15 protein-coding genes and 1 pseudogene are annotated in these 18,287 nt (G+C 71.4%); 9 read left to right on the forward strand and 7 right to left on the reverse strand.

Going from position 1 to position 18,287, the window contains the following annotated elements:
- Window positions 1-77 precede the first annotated feature (77 nt).
- The gene (locus tag ACIGXP_RS38175; RefSeq protein ID WP_399776330.1) at window positions 78-1,640 is read left to right on the forward strand and encodes an MFS transporter; all 1,563 of its coding nucleotides are present in this window, start codon (window positions 78-80) and stop codon (window positions 1,638-1,640) included.
- Between the two features lie 16 nt (window positions 1,641-1,656).
- Here the strand turns inward: ACIGXP_RS38175 and ACIGXP_RS38180 are convergent, their stop codons facing one another.
- Window positions 1,657-2,166: a MarR family winged helix-turn-helix transcriptional regulator gene (locus ACIGXP_RS38180; protein ID WP_399776332.1), complete on the reverse strand. Its 510-nt coding sequence runs from the start codon at window positions 2,164-2,166 to the stop codon at window positions 1,657-1,659.
- Window positions 2,167-2,263: 97 nt separating this feature from the next.
- Here ACIGXP_RS38180 and ACIGXP_RS38185 point away from each other — a divergent pair, with 97 nt between their 5' ends.
- A complete protein-coding gene (locus ACIGXP_RS38185; RefSeq protein ID WP_399776334.1) occupies window positions 2,264-3,076 on the forward strand; it encodes a dioxygenase in 813 nt (270 codons plus the stop codon).
- 1 nt (window position 3,077) lies between these two features.
- On the opposite strand, the gene ACIGXP_RS38190 is transcribed toward ACIGXP_RS38185, so the two are convergent.
- A complete protein-coding gene (locus ACIGXP_RS38190; protein WP_399776337.1) occupies window positions 3,078-3,608 on the reverse strand; it encodes a GNAT family N-acetyltransferase in 531 nt (176 codons plus the stop codon).
- A gap of 214 nt (window positions 3,609-3,822) precedes the next feature.
- Between ACIGXP_RS38190 and ACIGXP_RS38195 the strand changes: the two genes are divergently transcribed.
- On the forward strand, window positions 3,823-4,821 hold the full coding sequence (locus ACIGXP_RS38195) for a sigma-70 family RNA polymerase sigma factor (RefSeq protein ID WP_363215275.1): 999 nt from the start codon (window positions 3,823-3,825) through the stop codon (window positions 4,819-4,821).
- Window positions 4,822-5,446: 625 nt separating this feature from the next.
- Here the strand turns inward: ACIGXP_RS38195 and ACIGXP_RS38200 are convergent.
- Window positions 5,447-6,359: pseudogene (locus ACIGXP_RS38200) on the reverse strand (MerR family transcriptional regulator).
- Window positions 6,360-6,732: 373 nt separating this feature from the next.
- Between ACIGXP_RS38200 and ACIGXP_RS38205 the strand changes: the two are divergent.
- Window positions 6,733-7,365, forward strand: coding sequence for a TetR/AcrR family transcriptional regulator (locus tag ACIGXP_RS38205; protein WP_399776373.1), 633 nt, complete (start codon window positions 6,733-6,735; stop codon window positions 7,363-7,365).
- Window positions 7,366-7,535: 170 nt separating this feature from the next.
- Here ACIGXP_RS38205 and ACIGXP_RS38210 read toward each other — a convergent pair whose 3' ends face one another.
- Window positions 7,536-8,579, reverse strand: a complete 1,044-nt coding sequence (locus tag ACIGXP_RS38210) for a helix-turn-helix transcriptional regulator (RefSeq protein ID WP_399776339.1) — start codon at window positions 8,577-8,579, stop codon at window positions 7,536-7,538.
- Between the two features lie 62 nt (window positions 8,580-8,641).
- On the opposite strand from ACIGXP_RS38210, the gene ACIGXP_RS38215 reads away from it, so the two are divergent.
- From ACIGXP_RS38215 to ACIGXP_RS38235, 5 genes are all read left to right on the forward strand, one after another.
- Window positions 8,642-10,147 carry an MFS transporter gene (locus ACIGXP_RS38215; RefSeq protein WP_399776341.1) on the forward strand — a complete coding sequence of 502 codons (1,506 nt, stop codon included), beginning with the start codon at window positions 8,642-8,644 and terminating at the stop codon, window positions 10,145-10,147.
- 289 nt (window positions 10,148-10,436) lie between these two features.
- Window positions 10,437-11,198, forward strand: coding sequence for a DeoR/GlpR family DNA-binding transcription regulator (locus tag ACIGXP_RS38220; RefSeq protein WP_399776343.1), 762 nt, complete (start codon window positions 10,437-10,439; stop codon window positions 11,196-11,198).
- Entirely contained in the window at window positions 11,195-12,142 is a 948-nt protein-coding gene (pfkB, locus tag ACIGXP_RS38225) for a 1-phosphofructokinase (protein ID WP_399776345.1), read from the forward strand. Before ACIGXP_RS38220 ends, pfkB begins: the two co-directional genes overlap by 4 nt.
- Before the next feature lie 160 nt (window positions 12,143-12,302).
- On the forward strand, window positions 12,303-14,522 hold the full coding sequence (locus ACIGXP_RS38230) for a fructose-specific PTS transporter subunit EIIC (protein ID WP_399776347.1): 2,220 nt from the start codon (window positions 12,303-12,305) through the stop codon (window positions 14,520-14,522).
- Between the two features lie 120 nt (window positions 14,523-14,642).
- Window positions 14,643-14,894, forward strand: coding sequence for a hypothetical protein (locus ACIGXP_RS38235; protein WP_363215268.1), 252 nt, complete (start codon window positions 14,643-14,645; stop codon window positions 14,892-14,894).
- Window positions 14,895-14,947: 53 nt separating this feature from the next.
- Here the strand turns inward: ACIGXP_RS38235 and ACIGXP_RS38240 are convergent, their stop codons facing one another.
- The 3 genes from ACIGXP_RS38240 to ACIGXP_RS38250 all read right to left on the reverse strand — a co-directional run bounded on the left by ACIGXP_RS38240 (window position 14,948) and on the right by ACIGXP_RS38250 (window position 18,254).
- The gene (locus ACIGXP_RS38240; protein WP_363215267.1) at window positions 14,948-15,694 is read right to left on the reverse strand and encodes a DUF6227 family protein; all 747 of its coding nucleotides are present in this window, start codon (window positions 15,692-15,694) and stop codon (window positions 14,948-14,950) included.
- A 157-nt stretch (window positions 15,695-15,851) separates the two neighbouring features.
- The gene (locus ACIGXP_RS38245) at window positions 15,852-17,069 is read right to left on the reverse strand and encodes an Ig-like domain-containing protein (RefSeq protein WP_399776350.1); all 1,218 of its coding nucleotides are present in this window, start codon (window positions 17,067-17,069) and stop codon (window positions 15,852-15,854) included.
- Between the two features lie 153 nt (window positions 17,070-17,222).
- A complete protein-coding gene (locus tag ACIGXP_RS38250; RefSeq protein ID WP_399776352.1) occupies window positions 17,223-18,254 on the reverse strand; it encodes a P1 family peptidase in 1,032 nt (343 codons plus the stop codon).
- Window positions 18,255-18,287: the final 33 nt, after the last annotated feature.

The following is an 18,287-nucleotide window of genomic DNA, read 5'->3' on the forward strand; positions in this document are numbered from 1 at the left end:
CCTTTCTCATCCTTTCCGATCTTTTCTAGTCGTTTCCCCGCCGTTTTCCATCCTGAAGTCCCGAAGTGGGTCCCTCCATGTCCGAAACAGCCCGCAAGGCTCCCGGCGCCCCCGCGCCGACCGGCTTCGCCGCACGCGCCGGCGACGCCAACCGCTGGAAGGCGCTCGTCTTCATCGCGCTCGCCCAGCTGATGGTCGTCCTCGACGCCACCATCGTGAACATCGCCCTGCCCTCCGCCCAGACGGACCTCGGCATATCCGACGGCAACCGGCAGTGGGTCGTCACGGCCTACGCCCTCGCCTTCGGCGGTCTGCTGCTGTTCGGCGGCCGTATCGCCGACAAGTGGGGCCGCAAGCGCGCCTTCGTCACCGGCCTGGCCGGCTTCGCCCTCGCCTCCGCGCTCGGCGGTGCCGCCACCACCGGCCCGATGATGTTCGGCGCCCGCGCCCTGCAGGGTGTCTTCGGCGCCCTGCTCGCCCCGGCCGCGCTGTCGCTGCTCGCCGTGATGTTCACGGACGCCAGGGAGCGCGCCAAGGCGTTCGGCATCTACGGCGCCATCGCGGGCGGCGGCGGTGCCGTCGGCCTGATCCTCGGCGGTTTCCTCACCGAGTACCTGAACTGGCGCTGGACCTTCTTCGTGAACGTTCCGTTCGCCGTCGTCGCCGCGCTCGGCGCCTGGTTCGTCATCCGTGAGCCGGAGGGCGGCCGCAACCGCAACCCGCTCGACATCCCGGGCGTCCTGCTGTCCACCCTCGGCCTGGTCGCCCTCGTCTACGGCTTCACCCGCGCCGAGTCCGACGGCTGGGGCGACGCGGTCACCGTGTCCATGTTCGTGGCGTCCGCGGTGCTGCTGCTCGCCTTCGTGACCGTCGAGTCCCGGGTCAAGGCCCCGCTGCTGCCGCTGCGCGTGGTCAGCAACCGCAACCGCGGCGGCATCTACCTCTCCCTGGGTCTCGCGATCATCGGCATGTTCGGCCTGTTCCTCTTCCTGACCTACTACCTGCAGGTCGTGAAGGGCTACTCGCCGGTCAAGACCGGCTTCGCCTTCCTGCCGATGGTGGCCGGCATGATCACCGGCTCCACTCAGATCGGCACCCGGCTGATGACCCGGGTCCGCGCCCGGCTGCTGATGGGCCCCGGCTTCCTGGCCGCCGGTCTCGGCATGCTGCTGCTGACCCAGCTGGAGACCGGCTCGTCGTACCTGACCCTGCTGCTGCCCGCGATGGTGCTGCTCGGCCTCGGCATGGGTACGGCGTTCATGCCCGCGATGTCGCTGGCCACCCAGGGTGTCGAGCCCCGGGACGCCGGTGTCGCCTCCGCGATGGTCAACACCTCGCAGCAGGTGGGCGGCGCGATCGGCACCGCCCTGCTGAACACCATCGCCGCGTCCGCGAAGACGTCGTACTTCAAGGACCACATCGCCGGCGCCGCCACCAGGCCCCAGCAGCAGCTGGTCGGGCTCCGGGCCATGGTGCACGGTTACAGCACGGCGATCTGGTTCGCCGTCGGCATCCTGGGCGTGGCCGCCCTGATCGCCTTCACCTTCGTCAATGCCGGCCGCCCCGGCACCACCGAGCTGATCTCCGGCGAGAGCGTCGAGGACGAGGTGCCGGTGCCGGTGCCGGTGCCGGCGCACTGACCGGCCCTGCGGCACATCAGCGGAGCCAGGGCAGGTCCGCACCCGCTTCATTGGGCTGAAGGCCCTCGGCGACGATCTCCATGATCTCGCCGAGGGCCTTCTGCTGCTCGGGGCTGAGCCGGTCGAACATCGCTTGCCGTACGGCGGCCACATGGCCGGGCGCGGTGCGCTTCAGCACCTCGGCACCCTCCTCGGTGAGCACCGCGAACTGGCCGCGCTTGTCGGAGGGGCACTCCTCGCGGCGCACCCAGCCGTTCTTCTCCAGCCGCGCGATCGCGTGCGACAGCCGGGAGCGGGTGATCTTCGCCTTCATCGCCAGCTCGGTCATCCGCAGCCGGCGGCGCGGGGCCTCGGCGAGGCCGACGAGAAGGCCGTAGTAGATGTGCGGCATGCCCGCGTCGCGCTGCAGCTGCCGGTCGAGGTGGTCCTCCAGCAGGGTGGTGGCGTGCAGGTAGGCGCGCCAGACGCGCTGTTCCTCGTCGGTGAGCCAGCGGGGCTGTGCGGCGGAGTCGGATGCCGTGTTCATGGATCCCACTGTACGAGCCGGCTCCTTGAAACTTGAACAAGTCGGGCGTACGGTGTGGAATGAAACTTGAGAGTTAAAGAATCCGGGAGCCGTCGTCATGTCCACCACCGCACAGGAGAAGCCTGCCGCCGGGCCCGACCGCATGCCCGCCCTGTACCTCAGCCACGGCGCCCCGCCGCTCGCCGACGACCCCGTCTGGCCCGGCCAGCTCGCCGCCTGGTCCGCGGACCTGCCCCACCCCCGGGCGATCCTCATCGTCTCCGCCCACTGGGAGGAGGCCCCGCTCGCGCTGGGCGCGGTGCACACCGTCCCCCTCGTCCACGACTTCTGGGGCTTCCCCGAGCACTACTACCGGGTGCAGTACGCCGCCCCCGGCGCCCCCAGGCTGGCCGAAACCGTCCGCAAGCTGCTGCGCGCCCCCGGCACCCCCGTCCAGGACATCCCCGACCGCGGCCTCGACCACGGCGCCTACGTCCCCCTCGTCGAGATGTTCCCGGCCGCCGACATCCCCGTCCTGCAGATCTCCATGCCCACCCTCGACCCCGTGCGACTCATGGACATCGGCCGCAAGCTCGCCCCCCTGCGCGACGAGGGCGTGCTGATCGTCGGCTCCGGCTTCTTCACCCACAATCTCGCCGCCCTGCGGCACACCGGCGGCGGCGTGCCCGGCTGGTCCTCGGAATTCGACGACTGGGGCCGCCGCGCCCTGGAGGGCCGCGACTGGGACGCCCTGCTGGACTTCCTGGACAAGGCGCCGGCCGGCCGCTACGCCCACCCGCGCACCGAACACTTCGCCCCGCTGTTCGTCACCATGGGCGCGGCCGAGGCGGGCGGGGAACTGGATGCGCACCGGACCGTGATCGACGGCTTCTGGATGGGGCTGGCGAAGCGGTCGGTGCAGTTCGGCTGACCTACAGCTGCTTCTCGTACCAGGCCACGTCCCAGTAGCGGCCGAACTTGCGACCGACCTCGCGGTACGTGCCGACATACCGGAAGCCGAAGCGGGCGTGCAGCCGCTCGGAGGCCTCGTTGGGCTGGGCGATCCCGGCGTAGGCGCGGTGCACGTCCTCACCGGCCAGCGCCTTGAAGAGGGCGTCGTAGAGCAGCGTGCCGATGCCGCGCCGGCCCGTGCCCGGGGCGACGTACACCGAAACCTCCACGGATGTGACGTACGCGGGCTTCGGCCGGTAAGGGCTGGATGTGGCGTACCCAAGAATTCGCTGTGAGTCGCCCTCCGGTTCCGTTTCCGTGGCAACCATCAGGCGGTACGGGCCGTCTTCCGGGTGGGAGAGCAGCCAAGGGCGGCGCTCTTCCGGAGTGAAGATCGCGGTATCGAATGTGATGGCCGTCTCACGTACATAGTGGTTGTAGATCGCCGTGAGGGCGTTGAGATCCCTCTCGACTCCTGGTCTGACCTGCACCTCTGTACGTTCCGTGGGCATCTCGCCTCCCAGTGTGGCGGAACAGGGTACTGCATGATCAGAAAAATTGGGGGGCGGGTTGGGAATTCTGTCCGGATTCCAGTCGTTGTTTCCCACGGATGCAGGGCACCCGGAGAGAGTCGCAGAGGACTCGGAAGGAGTCCCGGTGACGGTCCCCGCCAGTGCCGAGCGTTCGCAGGACCACCCGCCAGCCCACCATCGCAAGGGAGCACGCATGGCAACCCGTGCCGTCGCCCGTCGTCAGTCCGCCACCGGCGAGACGGCCGACTCGGCAAGCAGTGTTCGCGCTCATGGCGGCGAGATCGCGGACCGCGACCTGGTCGGCATGTACCTCGACGAGATCGCGCGTACGCCGCTGCTCGACGCCGCAAAGGAGGTCGAGCTGTCCCAGACCATCGAGGCGGGTGTCTTCGCGCAGCAGATCCTCGACGGTGAGGAGAAGTCGGCGACAGACGCCTCCCGCGAGGAGCTCGAGGCGCTGGTCGCCGCCGGCGAGCGGGCGAAGGACATCTTCATCCGTTCCAACCTCCGCCTCGTCGTGGCGGTGGCCCGGCGCTACCCGCGCAGTGGCCTGCCCCTGCTCGACCTGATCCAGGAGGGCAACGCCGGCCTGGTGCGCGCGGTCGAGAAGTTCGACTACCGCAAGGGCTTCAAGTTCTCGACCTACGCCACCTGGTGGATCCGCCAGGCCATCACCCGCTCCATCGCCGACCAGTCCCGCACCATCCGGCTCCCCGTCCACCTGGTGGAGGAGCTGGGCCGCATCCGCCGCGTGCAGCGCGAGTTCAACCGTGAGAACGGCCGGGACCCGGAGCCCGCGGAGATCGCCGCGGAGCTGGGCGCCACACCGGAGCGCGTCATCGACGTCCTCGACTGGGCCCGCGACCCGGTCTCGCTGAACATGTCGGTGGACGACGAGGGCGAGACCCAGTTCGGCGACCTCCTGGAGGACACCTCGGCGGTCAGCCCCGAGCAGTCCGTCCTCACCCTCCTCCGCAGCGAGGAACTGGACGACCTGATCGGCCGCCTGGACCAGCGCACGGCCTCCATCATCAAGATGCGGTACGGCATCGAGGACGGCCGCGAGCGCACCCTGACCGAGGTCGGCAAGGAACACGGCCTGACCCGCGAGCGCATCCGCCAGATCGAGAAGCACGCCCTCCTCGAACTGAAGAAGCTGGCCCGCGACACCGGGTTCGACGCGGCGGCGTAAGGGGTTTCCGGGGGATGCGGCGGCGGCTGTGGGTGTCTGCGGCCACTGGGGCGCGCTGTCGCGGGACGGGGCGTGCGTGGAGTGCCGGCGCCGTCCGGGGTGCGCGCGTCGGCCTCGGGGGTCGGCGTGGCGTGCGCGGGCCTCGGACGTCCGTGCCTCGCCTGCCCTGGAGCGTGCGTGTGGTGTGCGCGTGCCTGGGGCGTACGGTGCCCGGGACGCGCACGCCGGTGGCGAAAGACGGCGCAAACATGGCGTGGTCCCATCGCTTCAACCCCGGGGCCCGCGGGAAAAACCCTTCCGGGCCCGGCAGCAGCAGCCCCCGGAACCGCACTCCCCACACCGCACGGACTTCCCACACCGCACGGACCGGCGACCCCCACGCGCCCACGCCGCACCACAGAGCCAGGTCCCGACGCAATCCCCCCCGGCGCCGGGACCTTCCCGAGCCGGGCTTCGGCACCCATCCCCCCTGGGCGCCGAAGCCCGGCTTCATCCGCGCCCGCAGGCCGCCCGTCCGCGCCAACCCCTGGGCCCCATAAGCCTGTTACGGTTCCCCGGTCACCCGGCCGCACACCTCGGCGGAGGGGAATCCCGGCCAACCGCTCGGTTCGCCCGGACGTTCCCCTCAGGCCACTGCCCGCGCCCGCAGAGCCGAGGCCGCCCAGTCGATCACCGGAGTCACCGGCTCCGGCCAGCCGTTGATGAGGGACAGCAGCCGTACATACGTGTCCCTGCGCGGCTCCCGCACGGCTTCCAGGCGACCGAGCAGCCACTCGTGCGGCGAGGCACGGCCAGGGCGCCCGGAGACGGGGGCGCACCGGGTGACCAGGGCCGCGACGACGGGATCCGCTTCCGGCGCCTCGGGCCGGATGCCGGATGCCATGGCGGCGCGCACGACCTCCCGGGCGACGGCGACGAGGTCCGGAACGGGTGGCGCGCCGGCGGCGCCGACGGCCTCCGGCCGGTCCCCGGCATGCCCCAGGACCAGGCGCCGTACGGCGGCACGGAACGCGTCGTCGAGTGACAGCTCGGCCAGCTCCACCCACGCCGCCACCTGCTCCTCGGTCGGGTTGCCGGGCAGCTCGGGGTGAGGGAACACCGAAGCGCGGTGTCGGAAGGCCGAGGCGCGCGGAAAACGGCGTCGAGGAAGCCGTTCACCAGGCGTCGCCGTTCCGTTTCGGACAGGGCCGCCAACCGGTGCATGAGTTCCATCTCCTCGAAGGTCGGCTCGCGCCTGGCCGCCACGGCGGACAGCACCGCCCGGCGCAGCCGCAGCACACGGTCTGCGCATCCAGCGCGGCGGCCTGCTCCGCAGCGATCCGGCCGAGGGCGAGCGGCCGGTCCACGATCCGCCGGATCACCTCCAGGCCGAGTCCCGGCTCGCGCAGCGTCCGCACCAGCGCAAGCCGGGCGACGGCTTCCGGGCCGTAGCGGCGGTAACCGGCCGGGGTACGGCTCGCCGGCACCACGAGGCCGTGATCCGAGTAGAGGCGGATCGTCTTGACCGACAGGCCGCTACGCCGCGCCGACTCACCGATCGAGTACGAGGTGGCGGGGCGGGAGGAGTCGTCAGGCGAGTTGTCGTCGCATGAGGTGTCGTCGCGTGAGGTGTCACCCTGCGGGTCAAAGATGCCGTGCATGGGTCCCACCTTCCGGTCTCCCCCCGCAGGAGACTCAAGTCCGCTGGGACGGTGGAGAGTCTGCACGGATGGGGGAGCGGCGCCGCAGCGGTGGCGCCTCGTGGAATGGCGGCCCACCCCGTACCTGAACCCCGGGGTGGACCGCCGGATGGCAGATTCTGCCACATGGGCATAGCCTGCCGGTGTGAGCACCACCCCCAGCGCCTCCCACCAGCTGTTTTCTGCCTCCCCGCCGGTCTCGCTGACCGAACGCCGCAAGGCCGAGACCCGGATGGAGATCGCCCGCGCGGCGGCTGCCCTGTTCGTCCGCCAGGGCCTGCGGGCCACCCGCGCCGAGGACATCGCGCAGGCGGCGGGTATCGCACCGCGGACGTTCTACCGCTACTTCGCCACCAAGGAGGAAGCGGTCGCCCCCCTCTACGCCGCGGGCGCCCAGCGCTGGTCGGAAGCGCTCCGCTCGGCCCCGGCCCACCTGACCGTCCCGGAAGCCCTGGAGCACGCCGTCCACCACACCCTCACTCCCGGTGTCGGCGTCTCGGCGGGGTCCTGGGAATGGGTCCGCACCCTGATCCGCCTGGCCGGCGACAGCCCCGCCCTGCGCAAGGTCTGGGCCGAGGTGTGCCAGGCATCCGAACAGACCCTGGCCGAGATCCTTGCGGCCCGTATGACGCCGACGGCTCTACGGACCACCCCCGCGGCCCCCGTCCCGGTCACCCCCCATCTCCGCTTCGCCGCTGCCGTAGCCGGCGCCGCCGTCCGCGTGGCCGTGGAGTCCTGGGCCGCCACCTCCTCCCCACCCGCCGGCCCCAACGGCCCCGCAGCCCTGGCCCTGCGCAACCTCGCGTCCCTACGAGACTTCGAGTGGGCCACCGAGCAAGCGAAGACCGACAACGAAGGCACCTGAGACCGGGCAGGACTTGGACTTCCCAGCAGGGGTCTGCTGGGCAGGGTCGGGCTGTCAGGGCAGGGGGTGAGGCTGGGCAGGGCCGGGCTGTCACGGCACAGGGGTGAGGCTCGGCAGAGCCGGGACGGCACCGAAGAATGCGTGAGGCCGGGCAAGCGCAGGCCGTCACCCTAGAGACCCTCCCCAGCACCACTCTCCCCAGCACCGCCGCCCCAGCCGCCACCCTTCCCGGTGGCACTCTCCCCGGCATCACCCACCCCCGCCCGGCTCAGCCGCCCGCCCAACTCCCGTACCCGTGCCATCAGTTCACCGGGCTCCCGCACGGTGAACTCGTACCCCGTCATCGCCAGCCGCACAGCCAGCCACTCCACGGAATCACCGGCGGTGCCCTGCAGGACACAACCGCCCTCGCCGTCGTCCTCCAGCGCCCCGAGCCATACCGGGAGCCGGGCGGAGACCCGCTCCGCCGGCGCGGCGAACCGCACCGCGAACGCGTATGTCTCCTGCCGCCGCTGGATGGACTGCCGCAGGTATTCGGCGGCGTTCCCCGTCGGCAGTTCCCGTGGCGAGAACCGGGCTCCGGTCGCGAACGGCTCGCTCACCCGGTCCACCCGGAAGGTCCGCCAGCCGGCGCGGTCGAGGTCGTAGGCGACGAGGTACCACCGCAGCCCGGTCGACACCAGCCGGTGCGGCTCGGTCAGCCGCCGCGACTCGCTGCCGTCCTTGTCCCGGTAGACGAACCGCAGCCGCTCGTGCCCCGCCACCGTCGAGGCCATCACGGTCAGCGTCTCCGGTGCGATGCTCGGCCCGTCCCCGCTGGTCAGCGGTGTGGTCGCCGCCTGCAGTGTGGACACCCTGTGCCGCAGCCGGGCCGGCAGCACCTGCTCCAGCTTGGCCAGGGCCCGTACGGACGCCTCGTCCACGCCCTCCACGGCATGCCCGGCACCGGCCCGCAGGCCCACCGCGATCGCCACCGCCTCCTCGTCGTCCAGCACGAGCGGCGGCATCGCCTTGCCCGCGACCAGCCGGTACCCGCCGTCCGAGCCTTTCGTGGCCTGCACCGGATAGCCCAGCTCCCGCAGCCGGTCGATGTCCCGCCGCACGGTACGACGCGACACCCCCAGTCGCTCGGACAGCTCCCCGCCGGGCCACTCGCGGGGCGTCTGGAGGAGCGAGAGCAGCTGCAGCAGCCGTGCCGGCGTGTCTGTGGTCATGAGAACGAGAATGCCGTAGCACTAGGACATGATCTGACCTAATGGGGGCCTACCTTCATTTCATGACCGACACCGCATCCGCCCGCACGGCACTCCCCTCCCCAACCGACAGGACCCGCTGGCTCGCGCTGGCGATCGTCATGACCGCTGCCTTCATGGACCTCGTCGACGTGACGATCGTCAATATCGCCATCCCGTCGATCAAGCGGAGCGCGAACGCCTCGGTCAGCCAGATCCAGTGGATAACCGCGGGTTATGCCCTGGCCTTCGCCGCCGGTCTCATCACCGGTGGCCGTCTCGGCGACATCCACGGCCGCAAGCGGCTGTTCCTGATCGGTATCGGCGGCTTCACTCTGGCCTCCGCCCTGTGCGGCTTCGCCGCCAATCCGGAGATGCTGGTCGCCTCGCGCATCCTGCAGGGCGGCATGGCGGCGATGATGGTGCCGCAGGTGCTGTCGATCGTCCACGCCACCTTCCCGGCCCACGAACGCGGCAAGGTGTTCGGCCTGTTCGGCGCGATCGTCGGGCTGGGCGCGGTCTCCGGTCCGCTGCTCGGCGCCCTGCTCACCGAGTGGAACCTGTTCGGCCTCGAATGGCGGCCCATCTTCCTCATCAACCTCCCTGTCGGTGTCCTGTCCTGGCTGCTGGGCCGTCGCTTCATCACCGAGTCGAAGGCCCCCAAGGCGCTGAAGCTGGACCTCGTCGGTGTCGCCCTGGTCTCGCTGGGCCTGCTGATGCTGCTCTACCCGCTCACGCGCGGCCGGGAGCTGGGCTGGCCGCTGTGGGGCCACGTCTGCATGGCCGGCGCGCTCGTCGTCTTCGCGATGCTGGTGTCGTACGAAAAACGGAAGGCGGCCAGGGACGGTTCCCCGCTCATCGAGCTGTCCCTCTTCCGGGTGAAGAGCTTCGCCGCGGGCATCGCCGTGCAGACCGTCTTCGGAGTCGCGCTCGGCATCTTCTTCCTGGTCTGGACGCTGTACATGCAGATCGGCCTGGGCTGGAGCCCGCTGCGGGCCGGGCTGACCGGGGTGCCGTTCTCCCTCGCTGTGTCCACGGCGGCCGGCCTGTCGGTGCAGCAGCTGGTGCCGAGGTTCGGGCGGAAGGTCCTCCAGGCGGGCGCGCTGGTGCTCGGCGCGGGCGTCCTGCTCTATCTGTGGGAAGCGCATCGGTACGGCCTGTCCATCGCCTCCTGGCAGATGGCCCTGCCGCTGGTCGTGATGGGTGTCGGGATGGGCCTGATCGTCGCCCCGCTGACCGACGTGGTGCTCTCGGAGGTTCCGCGTGAGCACGCCGGTTCTGCATCAGGCCTGATCAACACGGTGCAGCAGATGGGCAACGCGCTCGGTCTCGGGCTCGTGTCCGTGGTGTTCTTCGGGGAGATCGGCGACCGGCTGGCCCCGGCCCGGGTCGGGCCCGCCTTCGTGCACGCCTTCCAGCATGCGCTGTGGTGGGTCGCGGCGATCATGGGTGTGATCTTCCTGCTGATGACCGCCCTGCCGAAGCAGCCCGCGCAGGCGGCGGCGACGGAACCGCCGGCGAGGGAGCGGGAGCCCGAACTGGTCCCCTGACCGGCCGGCGGCCGGCCAGCCGGCAACCCGACCGGGCGGCAGTGACCAGCGAGCCTGACCAGGCAGGACTGTCCGGCCACGACAAGGCCCGGCACCGACCAGGTGCCGGGCCTTCGCGTGTCCGCAAGCGCCGTGCCGCACGGCTCCTCCGGACAGCACAGGAAGTCCGTTCACGCCCGATCGACATCCGAACCTGTTTACTTCCGGGAAATCCGGGCGTAGTCTCGCCTTGAAACCACACGTTCGGGCATCAGCCAGAAGTGATCGGACATCGGTGGAGGCCGGCGACATGTACGCACCGGAACGGCAGCAGGAAATCCTCCGGCTCGCACGCGACGGCGGCCGGGTGGACGTGCTGTCGCTCGCCGAGGAGTTCCAGGTCACCGCGGAAACGATCCGCCGCGATCTGAAGGCCCTCGACCGCGCCGGCCTCGTCCGCCGCGTGCACGGCGGAGCCATCCCGGTCGGCCGCCTCGACTTCGAACCGGACCTCAGCGAGCGCGAGGCCACCGCCGCCGACGAGAAGGACCGCATCGCCAAGGCCGCCCTCGCCGAACTCCCGACCGAGGGCACGATGATCCTCGACGCCGGAACTACGGTCGCCCGGGTCGCCGCCGCGATCCCGCTGGAGTCCTCCCTCACCGTCGTCACGCACAGCCTGCCCATCGCCGCCCGCCTCGCCGACCACCCGGGCATCCAGCTCCACCTGGTCGGAGGGCGCGTACGGCACCGCACACGCGCCGCCGTGGACGCCTGGGCGCTCCGCGCGTACGGCGAGATCCGCGCCGACGTGCTGTTCGTCGCGGCGAACGGCTTCTCCGCCGAGCACGGTCTGACCACCCCGGACCTCGCCGAGGCCGCGGTCAAGCGGGCCGCGCTCGCCGCCGCCCGCCGCGTGGTGCTGCTGGCCGACTCCGCCAAGCACGGCGAGGAGCACTTCGCCCGCTTCGGCGACCTGAGCGACGTGGACCTGCTGATCACCGACAGCGGGCTGAGCCCCGAAGACGCCACCGCCATCGAGCGCGCCGGCACGGAAGTAGTACGCGCATGATCCTCACCGTCACCCCCAACCCGTCCCTCGACCGCACCTACGAGGTCCTCCGCCTGGAGCGCGGCGAAGTCATCCGCGCCGAGACCGAGCGCATGGACCCGGGCGGCAAGGGCGTGAACGTCTCGCGCGCCGTCACGGCCGCCGGACGGCGCACGGTCGCCGTCCTGCCCCTGGGTGGTGCGCCGGGGGCGCTCGTCGCCGATCTGCTCGACGCGCAGGGCATCGAGGTCGCGCCCGTCCCGATCAGGGGAGCCACCCGCTCCAACATCGCGCTCGCCGAGGCGGACGGGGTGCTGACGAAGATCAACGCGCCCGGCCCCGAACTGTCCCCGGCCGAGCAGGAACTCCTCCTGGACACCGTCCGCGAACAGTCACACAACGCCGACTGGATCGCGTGCTGCGGCAGCCTGCCCCGCGGGCTCGCGCCCTCCTGGTACGCCGATGTCGTCACGCGGGCGCACGCCGGGGGCGCACGCATCGCACTGGACACCTCGGGGTGTGCGCTCCTGGAGGCGCTGCGCGCGCGGCCGGACGTGGTGAAGCCCAACGCCGAGGAGCTCGCGGAAGCCGTCGCGCGCCCCCTGGCGACCGTGGGCGACGCACTGAAGGCGGCCGAGGAGTTGCGCGGCATGGGCGCACGCGCCGTGCTCGCGAGCCTGGGCGCCGACGGGCAGCTCCTCGTGGAGGACGCGGGCGTCTGGTTCGCCACCGCGCGCGTGGACACCGTCCGCAGCAACGTCGGCGCCGGCGACTCCTCCCTCGCCGGCTTCCTCATCGCCGGCGGCACCGGCCCCGAGGCCCTCGCCTCCGCCGTCGCCCACGGCGCCGCCGCCGTCCAGCTCCCCGGCAGCGTCATGCCGACCCCCGCCGACCTGGACCCTGCGGCGGTGACCGTCACGGCCGAGATCCCACTCGACCGCGAACTGACGGAGCCGGCGTCATGAACGCCCTGATCCGCCGTCGTACGACCACTCCGGCCCGGCCCTGGCGAGACTCCCCGTCACTCACCACGGCCACCCTCCCCACCGCCTCCCCCCGCAGCACCCCCGTCCCCACACCCGCCCACCCCTCCCCCCGGGCGATACGCGTGCATAGGAGCCCGCGATGAGCTACATGATCACCGCGGACCTGGTCGACCTCGACCTGTCCGCCGACACCAAGGAAGCGGCGGCGCGCGCCCTCGCCGAGCGCATGGTGACCCAGGGCCGGGTCACCGACCTGGAGGGCTTCCTCGCCGACGTGGCCGCCCGCGAGGCCCAGATGCCGACCGGCCTCGACGGCGGCATCGGCATCCCGCACTGCCGCAGCAGCCATGTCACCGAGCCGACCCTCGCCTTCGGCCGCAGTGCCGCCGGCATCGACTTCGGTGCTGCGGACGGTCCGGCCGACCTGATCTTCCTGATCGCGGCACCGGCCGGCGCCGACGACGCCCACCTCACGATCCTCTCCTCGCTGGCCCGCCAGCTGATGGACAGCGAGTTCACCTCGGCGCTGCGCACGGTGTCCGACGCGGAGACGACGGCGGCACTGATCCGCGGGGACGAGGCACCGAGTACGGCGCAGACGCCGGGGGCGTCTTCGGGCGAGGGCGCGGAGACGGATGCGAGCGCGGGCGCGGCCGACACGGCGGGCGCGGGCGCGAACGCTGCGGCAGGCGCTGCTCAGGGCGCCGTGGGCGCTGCGGGCGCCTCCGAAGACACCGCTGCGACGCCGGTGGCGGCCTCCGCCGGCGCCGCAGCGGGCACCACGGCCCCGGCGCCGGGGGTGGCGGACCAAGGATCCACCCCGGCGCCGGGCGCCACCGCCTCCGGCGAGCGCCTTTTCCGAATCGTCGCCGTCACCTCCTGCCCGACCGGCATCGCGCACACCTACATGGCCGCCGAGTCCCTGGAGAACGCGGGTCGCGAGGCAGGCGTCGAACTCGTCGTCGAGACGCAGGGATCGGCCGGTTTCACCCGGCTGGACCCTGCGGTGATCGCGGCGGCGGACGGCGTGATCTTCGCCCACGACATCCCCGTACGCGACAAGGACCGCTTCGTCGGCAAGCCGACCGTCGACGTCGGAGTGAAGGCCGGCATCAACAGGCCCGTCGAACTCATCACGGAGGTACGTGAGAAGGCGGCGCGCGGCGAGAGGAGCGCGCCGGCGCCCGCGTCGGGCAGCACGCCGGTCGAGCGCGCCGGCGATTCCACCGAGGGGTACGGCACCAAGCTCCGCAAGTGGCTGATGAGCGGCGTGAGCTACATGGTCCCGTTCGTCGCCGCGGGCGGCCTTCTCATCGCCCTGGGCTTCGCGATCGGCGGCTGGCAGGTCAACAAGGCACCGTCGGTCATGGACCACTTCGTATGGACGCAGACCGACAGCTGGGGCGCCCTGCTCTTCCAGATCGGCGGCGTGGCCTTCAAGTTCCTCGTCCCGGTCCTGGCCGGCTACATCGCCTACGGCATGGCCGACCGCCCCGGTCTCGTACCCGGCTTCGTCGGCGGCGCCATCGCCCTCGACATCAACGCGGGTTTCCTCGGCGGTCTCGTGGCCGGTCTCATCGCCGGTGGTGTCGTGATGGGCATCCAGAAGGTGAAGATCCCGGCGCCCGCGCGCGGCATCATGCCGGTGGTGGTGATCCCGTTGATCTCCTCGGCGATCGTCGGATTCCTGATGCTCGTCGTGATCGGCAAGCCCATCGCCACCGCCCAGAAGGGCCTCACCGACTGGCTGAACAGCCTCACCGGCACCAACGCCATCCTGCTCGGCGCCCTGCTCGGCCTGATGATGTGCTTCGACCTCGGCGGCCCCGTCAACAAGGTCGCCTACACCTTCGCCACCGCCGGTATCGCGGTCTCGAACCCCAGCGACTCCGCGATGAAGATCATGGCAGCGGTGATGGCGGCCGGCATGGTCCCGCCGCTGGCGATGGCCCTGGCCACCACCGTGCGCGGGAAGCTGTTCACACCGGCCGAGCGTGAGAACGGCAAGGCCGCCTGGGTCCTGGGCGCCTCCTTCATCTCCGAAGGAGCGATCCCGTTCGCCGCGGCGGACCCGCTGCGGGTCATCCCGTCCGCCATGGTGGGCGGCGCGCTCACCGGCGCCCTGTCGATGACCTTCGGCGCCACGCTGCGCGCCCCCCACGGCGGCATCTTCGTGGTCCCGCTGATCGGCAACCCGTTCCTGTACCTCGTCGCCATCGCGGCCGGCGTCTGCGCCACCACGGCCCTGGTCGTCCTCCTCAAGGGCATGCGCAAGCCGACCCCGGAGGCCACGGCCACCGACCCCGCCGCCAACGCGGCCAACACACCGAAGGACACCAAGCAGCCCGTGGCGGCCTGAGCACCGCACCCCCCACCACCGCGCCTTGTCCCTTTAGTTCGCTGTGAGTTGTTCACGGCACCTGCGAGATACGTCACGGTCCGGGACCAAAGTCCCGGACCGTGGTGTGTACTGGGACGCATGCCTGAGCACGTCCCGACACTCCAGCTGATCGGCGAGGCCGTCCTCGCTGTGGCAGCCATCGCCTGGATCGTCGTCCTGACGCGCCTGCTGCGCCGCACCGGACGCCAGGCCCCCGCCCGGCGCACCACTGCCCCGCTCCCGGCCCTGCCGCGCCAGAACCGGGTCGGCCCGCCGCTGGAGTCCGTCGAGCTGACGCCCGACGAACAGGCCGCCTTCGCAGGCCTGGCACGGCAACTCACCAACGACTGACGGCGGAAGGACGCCACAGCGCCCTCGTACCGGGCGCACGCCACCTGCGTGCGCTACCCCTGCCGCGCCGCGCGCCGCTCCATGGCTTCCCGGGCGGCGTCCTCCGACATGTACACCTCGCACATGTGCCGCCCGTCGGGCGTCGCCGTGTGCTCGACCTCCCACAGGGAGATCTCGCTGTCGTCCGGCAGCAGGAACGCGTGCTCGTACAGCGCGTAGCTCAGTCCCGCGCGTCCTGCGCGCCCCGGGCGCCCGAACGCCTGCGTGATCTCGTGCGCGGTCGCCGTCGCCAGCAACGCCGCCGTCTCCGCACCGGGACGGTCCGGGTTCTCCGCTCGGCGCAGGAGCCGACGCGCGTGGTCCGCCGAGTCGTCGGAGGCGAACACATGCCGGGGCTCGGGAATCGCCCACAGCCGCATCAGCGCGGGCAGCTCGAACTCCGGTGTCTCCGGCGGCATTCCGAGCCGCGCGGTGGCCGTCTGCAGCTCCTCCTCGTCGACGTACACCTCGTGCTCCGAGGGACCGCCCGGAGTGGGGTTGTGCACGAGCTCCCACAGGGTGACCGCGGAGCCGTCGGCGAGGAGCCAGGTGTGCCGGTACGTCTCCCGGTGCAGGCCCGCGCTGTGGTGCGCGGAGTGCAGCGAGCTGTCGTGGGCCAGCGCGCAGTCGAGCTGCCGTATCACCTCGTCGGGCAGTTCGAAGGAGTTCAGGGCACGGCCGAGGAGTCGCGCGAGGTGCTCCTCCGGAGACTCGGGCGACTCGGCTGGTTCGTACGCTGCTGTCTCGTACGGAACGCTCAAGGTTTCTCCCGGCGTTGCTGCATGTCACCTTGTGGGTGCATACGGTAGCCCCTCGGTCGGACATCATGTCCGGGAACCGAGAAAACGTACGCCGGGAAAACGCGCGGGCCGCGCGAGAAGTTCCCGCGCGGCCTCACGTGGCGTCAAAAGCTGCAGATCAGGCGGCGCTTCCCGCGGTCCAGGCGCTCCACGGTATGTTCCAGCCGTTGAGTCCGTTGTCCGGGGCGACGGTTGTGTCGGGGGAGTTCTTCACGATCACGACGTCCCCGACGAGCGAGTTGTCGAAGAACCACTTGGCGGACGTGTCGCCCTGCGCGCCCTGCACGTCCGCGAGGCCGATGCAGCCGTGGCTGGTGCCCTCCCGGCCGAAGGGCGGGTTGCCCTTGTTGTACCAGTAGTTGCCGTGGATGAACGTCCCCGACGACGTCAGCCGCATCGCGTGCGGCACGTCCGGGATGTCGTACTCGCCGCCGAAGCCGACCGTCGAGCCGTTCATACGCGTCTGCACGAACTTCTCGGCGATCACCATCTGCCCGTTGTACGTGGTGTGCTGCGGGCTGCCCGCGGAGATCGGCACCGTCTTGACCGTCTTGCCGTCCCGCACCACGGTCATGGTCTGCGCGTTGACGTCGACCGTGGAGACCTGCGAACGCCCGACGGTGAAGGAGACGGTCTTCTTCTGCACCCCGTAGACGCCCTTCGCGCCCTCGACCCCGTCCAGGTCGATGTTCATCGTGACCTTGGAACCGGCCTTCCAGTACTCCTGCGGCCGGAAGTCCAGCCGCCGGTCCCCGAACCAGTGCCCGACCACCCGTTGACCACTGCTGGAGTCGACCGAGATGTGCGACTGCACGGACTTCTTGTCGGTGATCGACTTGTCGAAGGTGAACGACACCGGCATACCCACCCCGACCGTGCTGCCGTTGTCCGGCGCATAGGTGCCGATGAAGCTGTTCGCCGACGTGACCGTGGTGAAGATGGAGTTGGCCGCCGCGGTGCGCCCGTCGGCGTCCTTCGCCGTCGCGCCCATCTGGTACTTCGTCCCGCGCTCCAGCTGCTGCTTCGGCTTCCAGGTGCTGCCGTCCGCCGATATCGCCCCGGCCACGGTCTGCCCCGTCCCCGCCACGGTCATCTTCACGTCGGTCAGCTTGCCGCCGCTGACCTTCACTCCGGTCGCGTTGATGGACGCGTCGGTCGAACCGTCCTTGGCCGAGATCACGATCTTCGCCGTCGACGTCTTCGGGGAGTCCTTGCCGCCCTTGCCGTCGCTTGTCGCGTTGGCGCTGCCACCGCAAGCGGTCAGGGCGAGGGCCCCGACCATCATGGCGGCACAGGCCCCCAGCGCGCGCCGCGCTGCAATGTCCGGCGTTGTCACGTGCTGCTCCAGGTTCATGTGATGTGCGTGATCCGTTCCCGTGCGTGAAGAAAGAGCGCACTGGCCCCCGGGAAGGTTCCGTCCAACCCCCGTAAACGCCATCACGTGACAGAACCGCGACAATTCAAGCCCGGCGCACGGGTCAGTCCCTCATCACCCCTGTCGCGCCCCGTACAACTCGCTGTACGACGGCCACGTTCCGCCCGGGCCGACGACCGACTCGGCGGCGCGCACGCCCCGCACGATCGCGCGGGTCACGGCATCCGCGCCGGCGGCGAGGATCCCATTGAGCTCCAACGGGCGCTCGGACATCGAGCGTGCGCCGGTCGCCAGCGCGAACACCGTGTCGCCGTCGTTCATGAGGTGTACCGGCCGTACGGCGCGCGCAATCCCGTCGTGCGCCGTCCCCGCCAGCTTCTGCGCCTGCGCCCTGGAGAGTCCGGCGTCGGTGGCGACGACGGCCAGCGTCGTGTTGAGCGGGGGCGGCGCGTTCTTGGCGGCGGTCTCGGCGAGGCGCCGGCGCGCGTCCTCGTGCACGCGCCCCTCGGGACACTCCACCCGCCCCTGCAGCAACTCCCCGTACAACGCCCCCGTCTCGGGCTCGATCACCGACCCCGCAGCGTTCACCACCGCCAGCGCGGCCACGGTGATCCCCGAGTCGAGCACCGTGCTCGCAGTGCCCACCCCGCCCTTGATCGGGCCCGCCACGGCGCCCGTGCCGGCCCCGACGCACCCCTGCGCCACCCGGGCGCCCGGCGCGCTCGCCGCGGCGGCCTCCACTGCCGCGCGCCCCGTCGCCGCGTCCGGCCGCGCGCGGAAGTTCCCGCCGCGCCCCAGGTCGAAGACGCACGCGGCGGGCACCACCGGCACGACGTGCGCCGGGTCCGTCCCCACCCGCACCCCGCGCCGCTGCTCCTCCAGCCAGGCCATCACCCCGGAGGCCGCGTCGAGCCCGTACGCGCTGCCGCCGGTCAGCACCACCGCGTCGACCCGCTGCACCACGTTGCGCGGGTCGAGCGCATCGGTCTCCCTGGTACCGGGACCGCCGCCGCGCACGTCCACGGCGACGACCGCGCCGCCCTCCGGAGCGAGGACGACCGTGGTGCCGGTGAGCCAGCCGTCCCCGCTGCGCGTCGCGTGGCCCACCCGCAGGCCGGCGATGTCCGTGATTGCGTCCACTGTCATGACGGCCAGTCTCGCCTGCCGCGGCACCTGCAA

This window comes from Streptomyces sp. NPDC053069, assembly GCF_044546895.1.
Taxonomy (GTDB): Bacteria; Actinomycetota; Actinomycetes; order Streptomycetales; family Streptomycetaceae; genus Streptomyces.

Excerpts from the sequence above, each read along its gene's own strand:
- ACIGXP_RS38175 (WP_399776330.1), top strand. The coding sequence starts at position 78 with ATGTCCGAAACAGCCCGCAAGGCTCCCGGCGCCCCCGCGCCGACCGGC.
- ACIGXP_RS38180 (WP_399776332.1), bottom strand. The coding sequence starts at position 2,166 with ATGAACACGGCATCCGACTCCGCCGCACAGCCCCGCTGGCTCACCGAC.
- ACIGXP_RS38185 (WP_399776334.1), top strand. The coding sequence starts at position 2,264 with ATGTCCACCACCGCACAGGAGAAGCCTGCCGCCGGGCCCGACCGCATG.
- ACIGXP_RS38190 (WP_399776337.1), bottom strand. The coding sequence starts at position 3,608 with ATGCCCACGGAACGTACAGAGGTGCAGGTCAGACCAGGAGTCGAGAGG.
- ACIGXP_RS38195 (WP_363215275.1), top strand. The coding sequence starts at position 3,823 with ATGGCAACCCGTGCCGTCGCCCGTCGTCAGTCCGCCACCGGCGAGACG.
- ACIGXP_RS38205 (WP_399776373.1), top strand. The coding sequence starts at position 6,733 with ATGGAGATCGCCCGCGCGGCGGCTGCCCTGTTCGTCCGCCAGGGCCTG.
- ACIGXP_RS38210 (WP_399776339.1), bottom strand. The coding sequence starts at position 8,579 with ATGACCACAGACACGCCGGCACGGCTGCTGCAGCTGCTCTCGCTCCTC.
- ACIGXP_RS38215 (WP_399776341.1), top strand. The coding sequence starts at position 8,642 with ATGACCGACACCGCATCCGCCCGCACGGCACTCCCCTCCCCAACCGAC.
- ACIGXP_RS38220 (WP_399776343.1), top strand. The coding sequence starts at position 10,437 with ATGTACGCACCGGAACGGCAGCAGGAAATCCTCCGGCTCGCACGCGAC.
- pfkB (WP_399776345.1), top strand. The coding sequence starts at position 11,195 with ATGATCCTCACCGTCACCCCCAACCCGTCCCTCGACCGCACCTACGAG.
- ACIGXP_RS38230 (WP_399776347.1), top strand. The coding sequence starts at position 12,303 with ATGAGCTACATGATCACCGCGGACCTGGTCGACCTCGACCTGTCCGCC.
- ACIGXP_RS38235 (WP_363215268.1), top strand. The coding sequence starts at position 14,643 with ATGCCTGAGCACGTCCCGACACTCCAGCTGATCGGCGAGGCCGTCCTC.
- ACIGXP_RS38250 (WP_399776352.1), bottom strand. The coding sequence starts at position 18,254 with ATGACAGTGGACGCAATCACGGACATCGCCGGCCTGCGGGTGGGCCAC.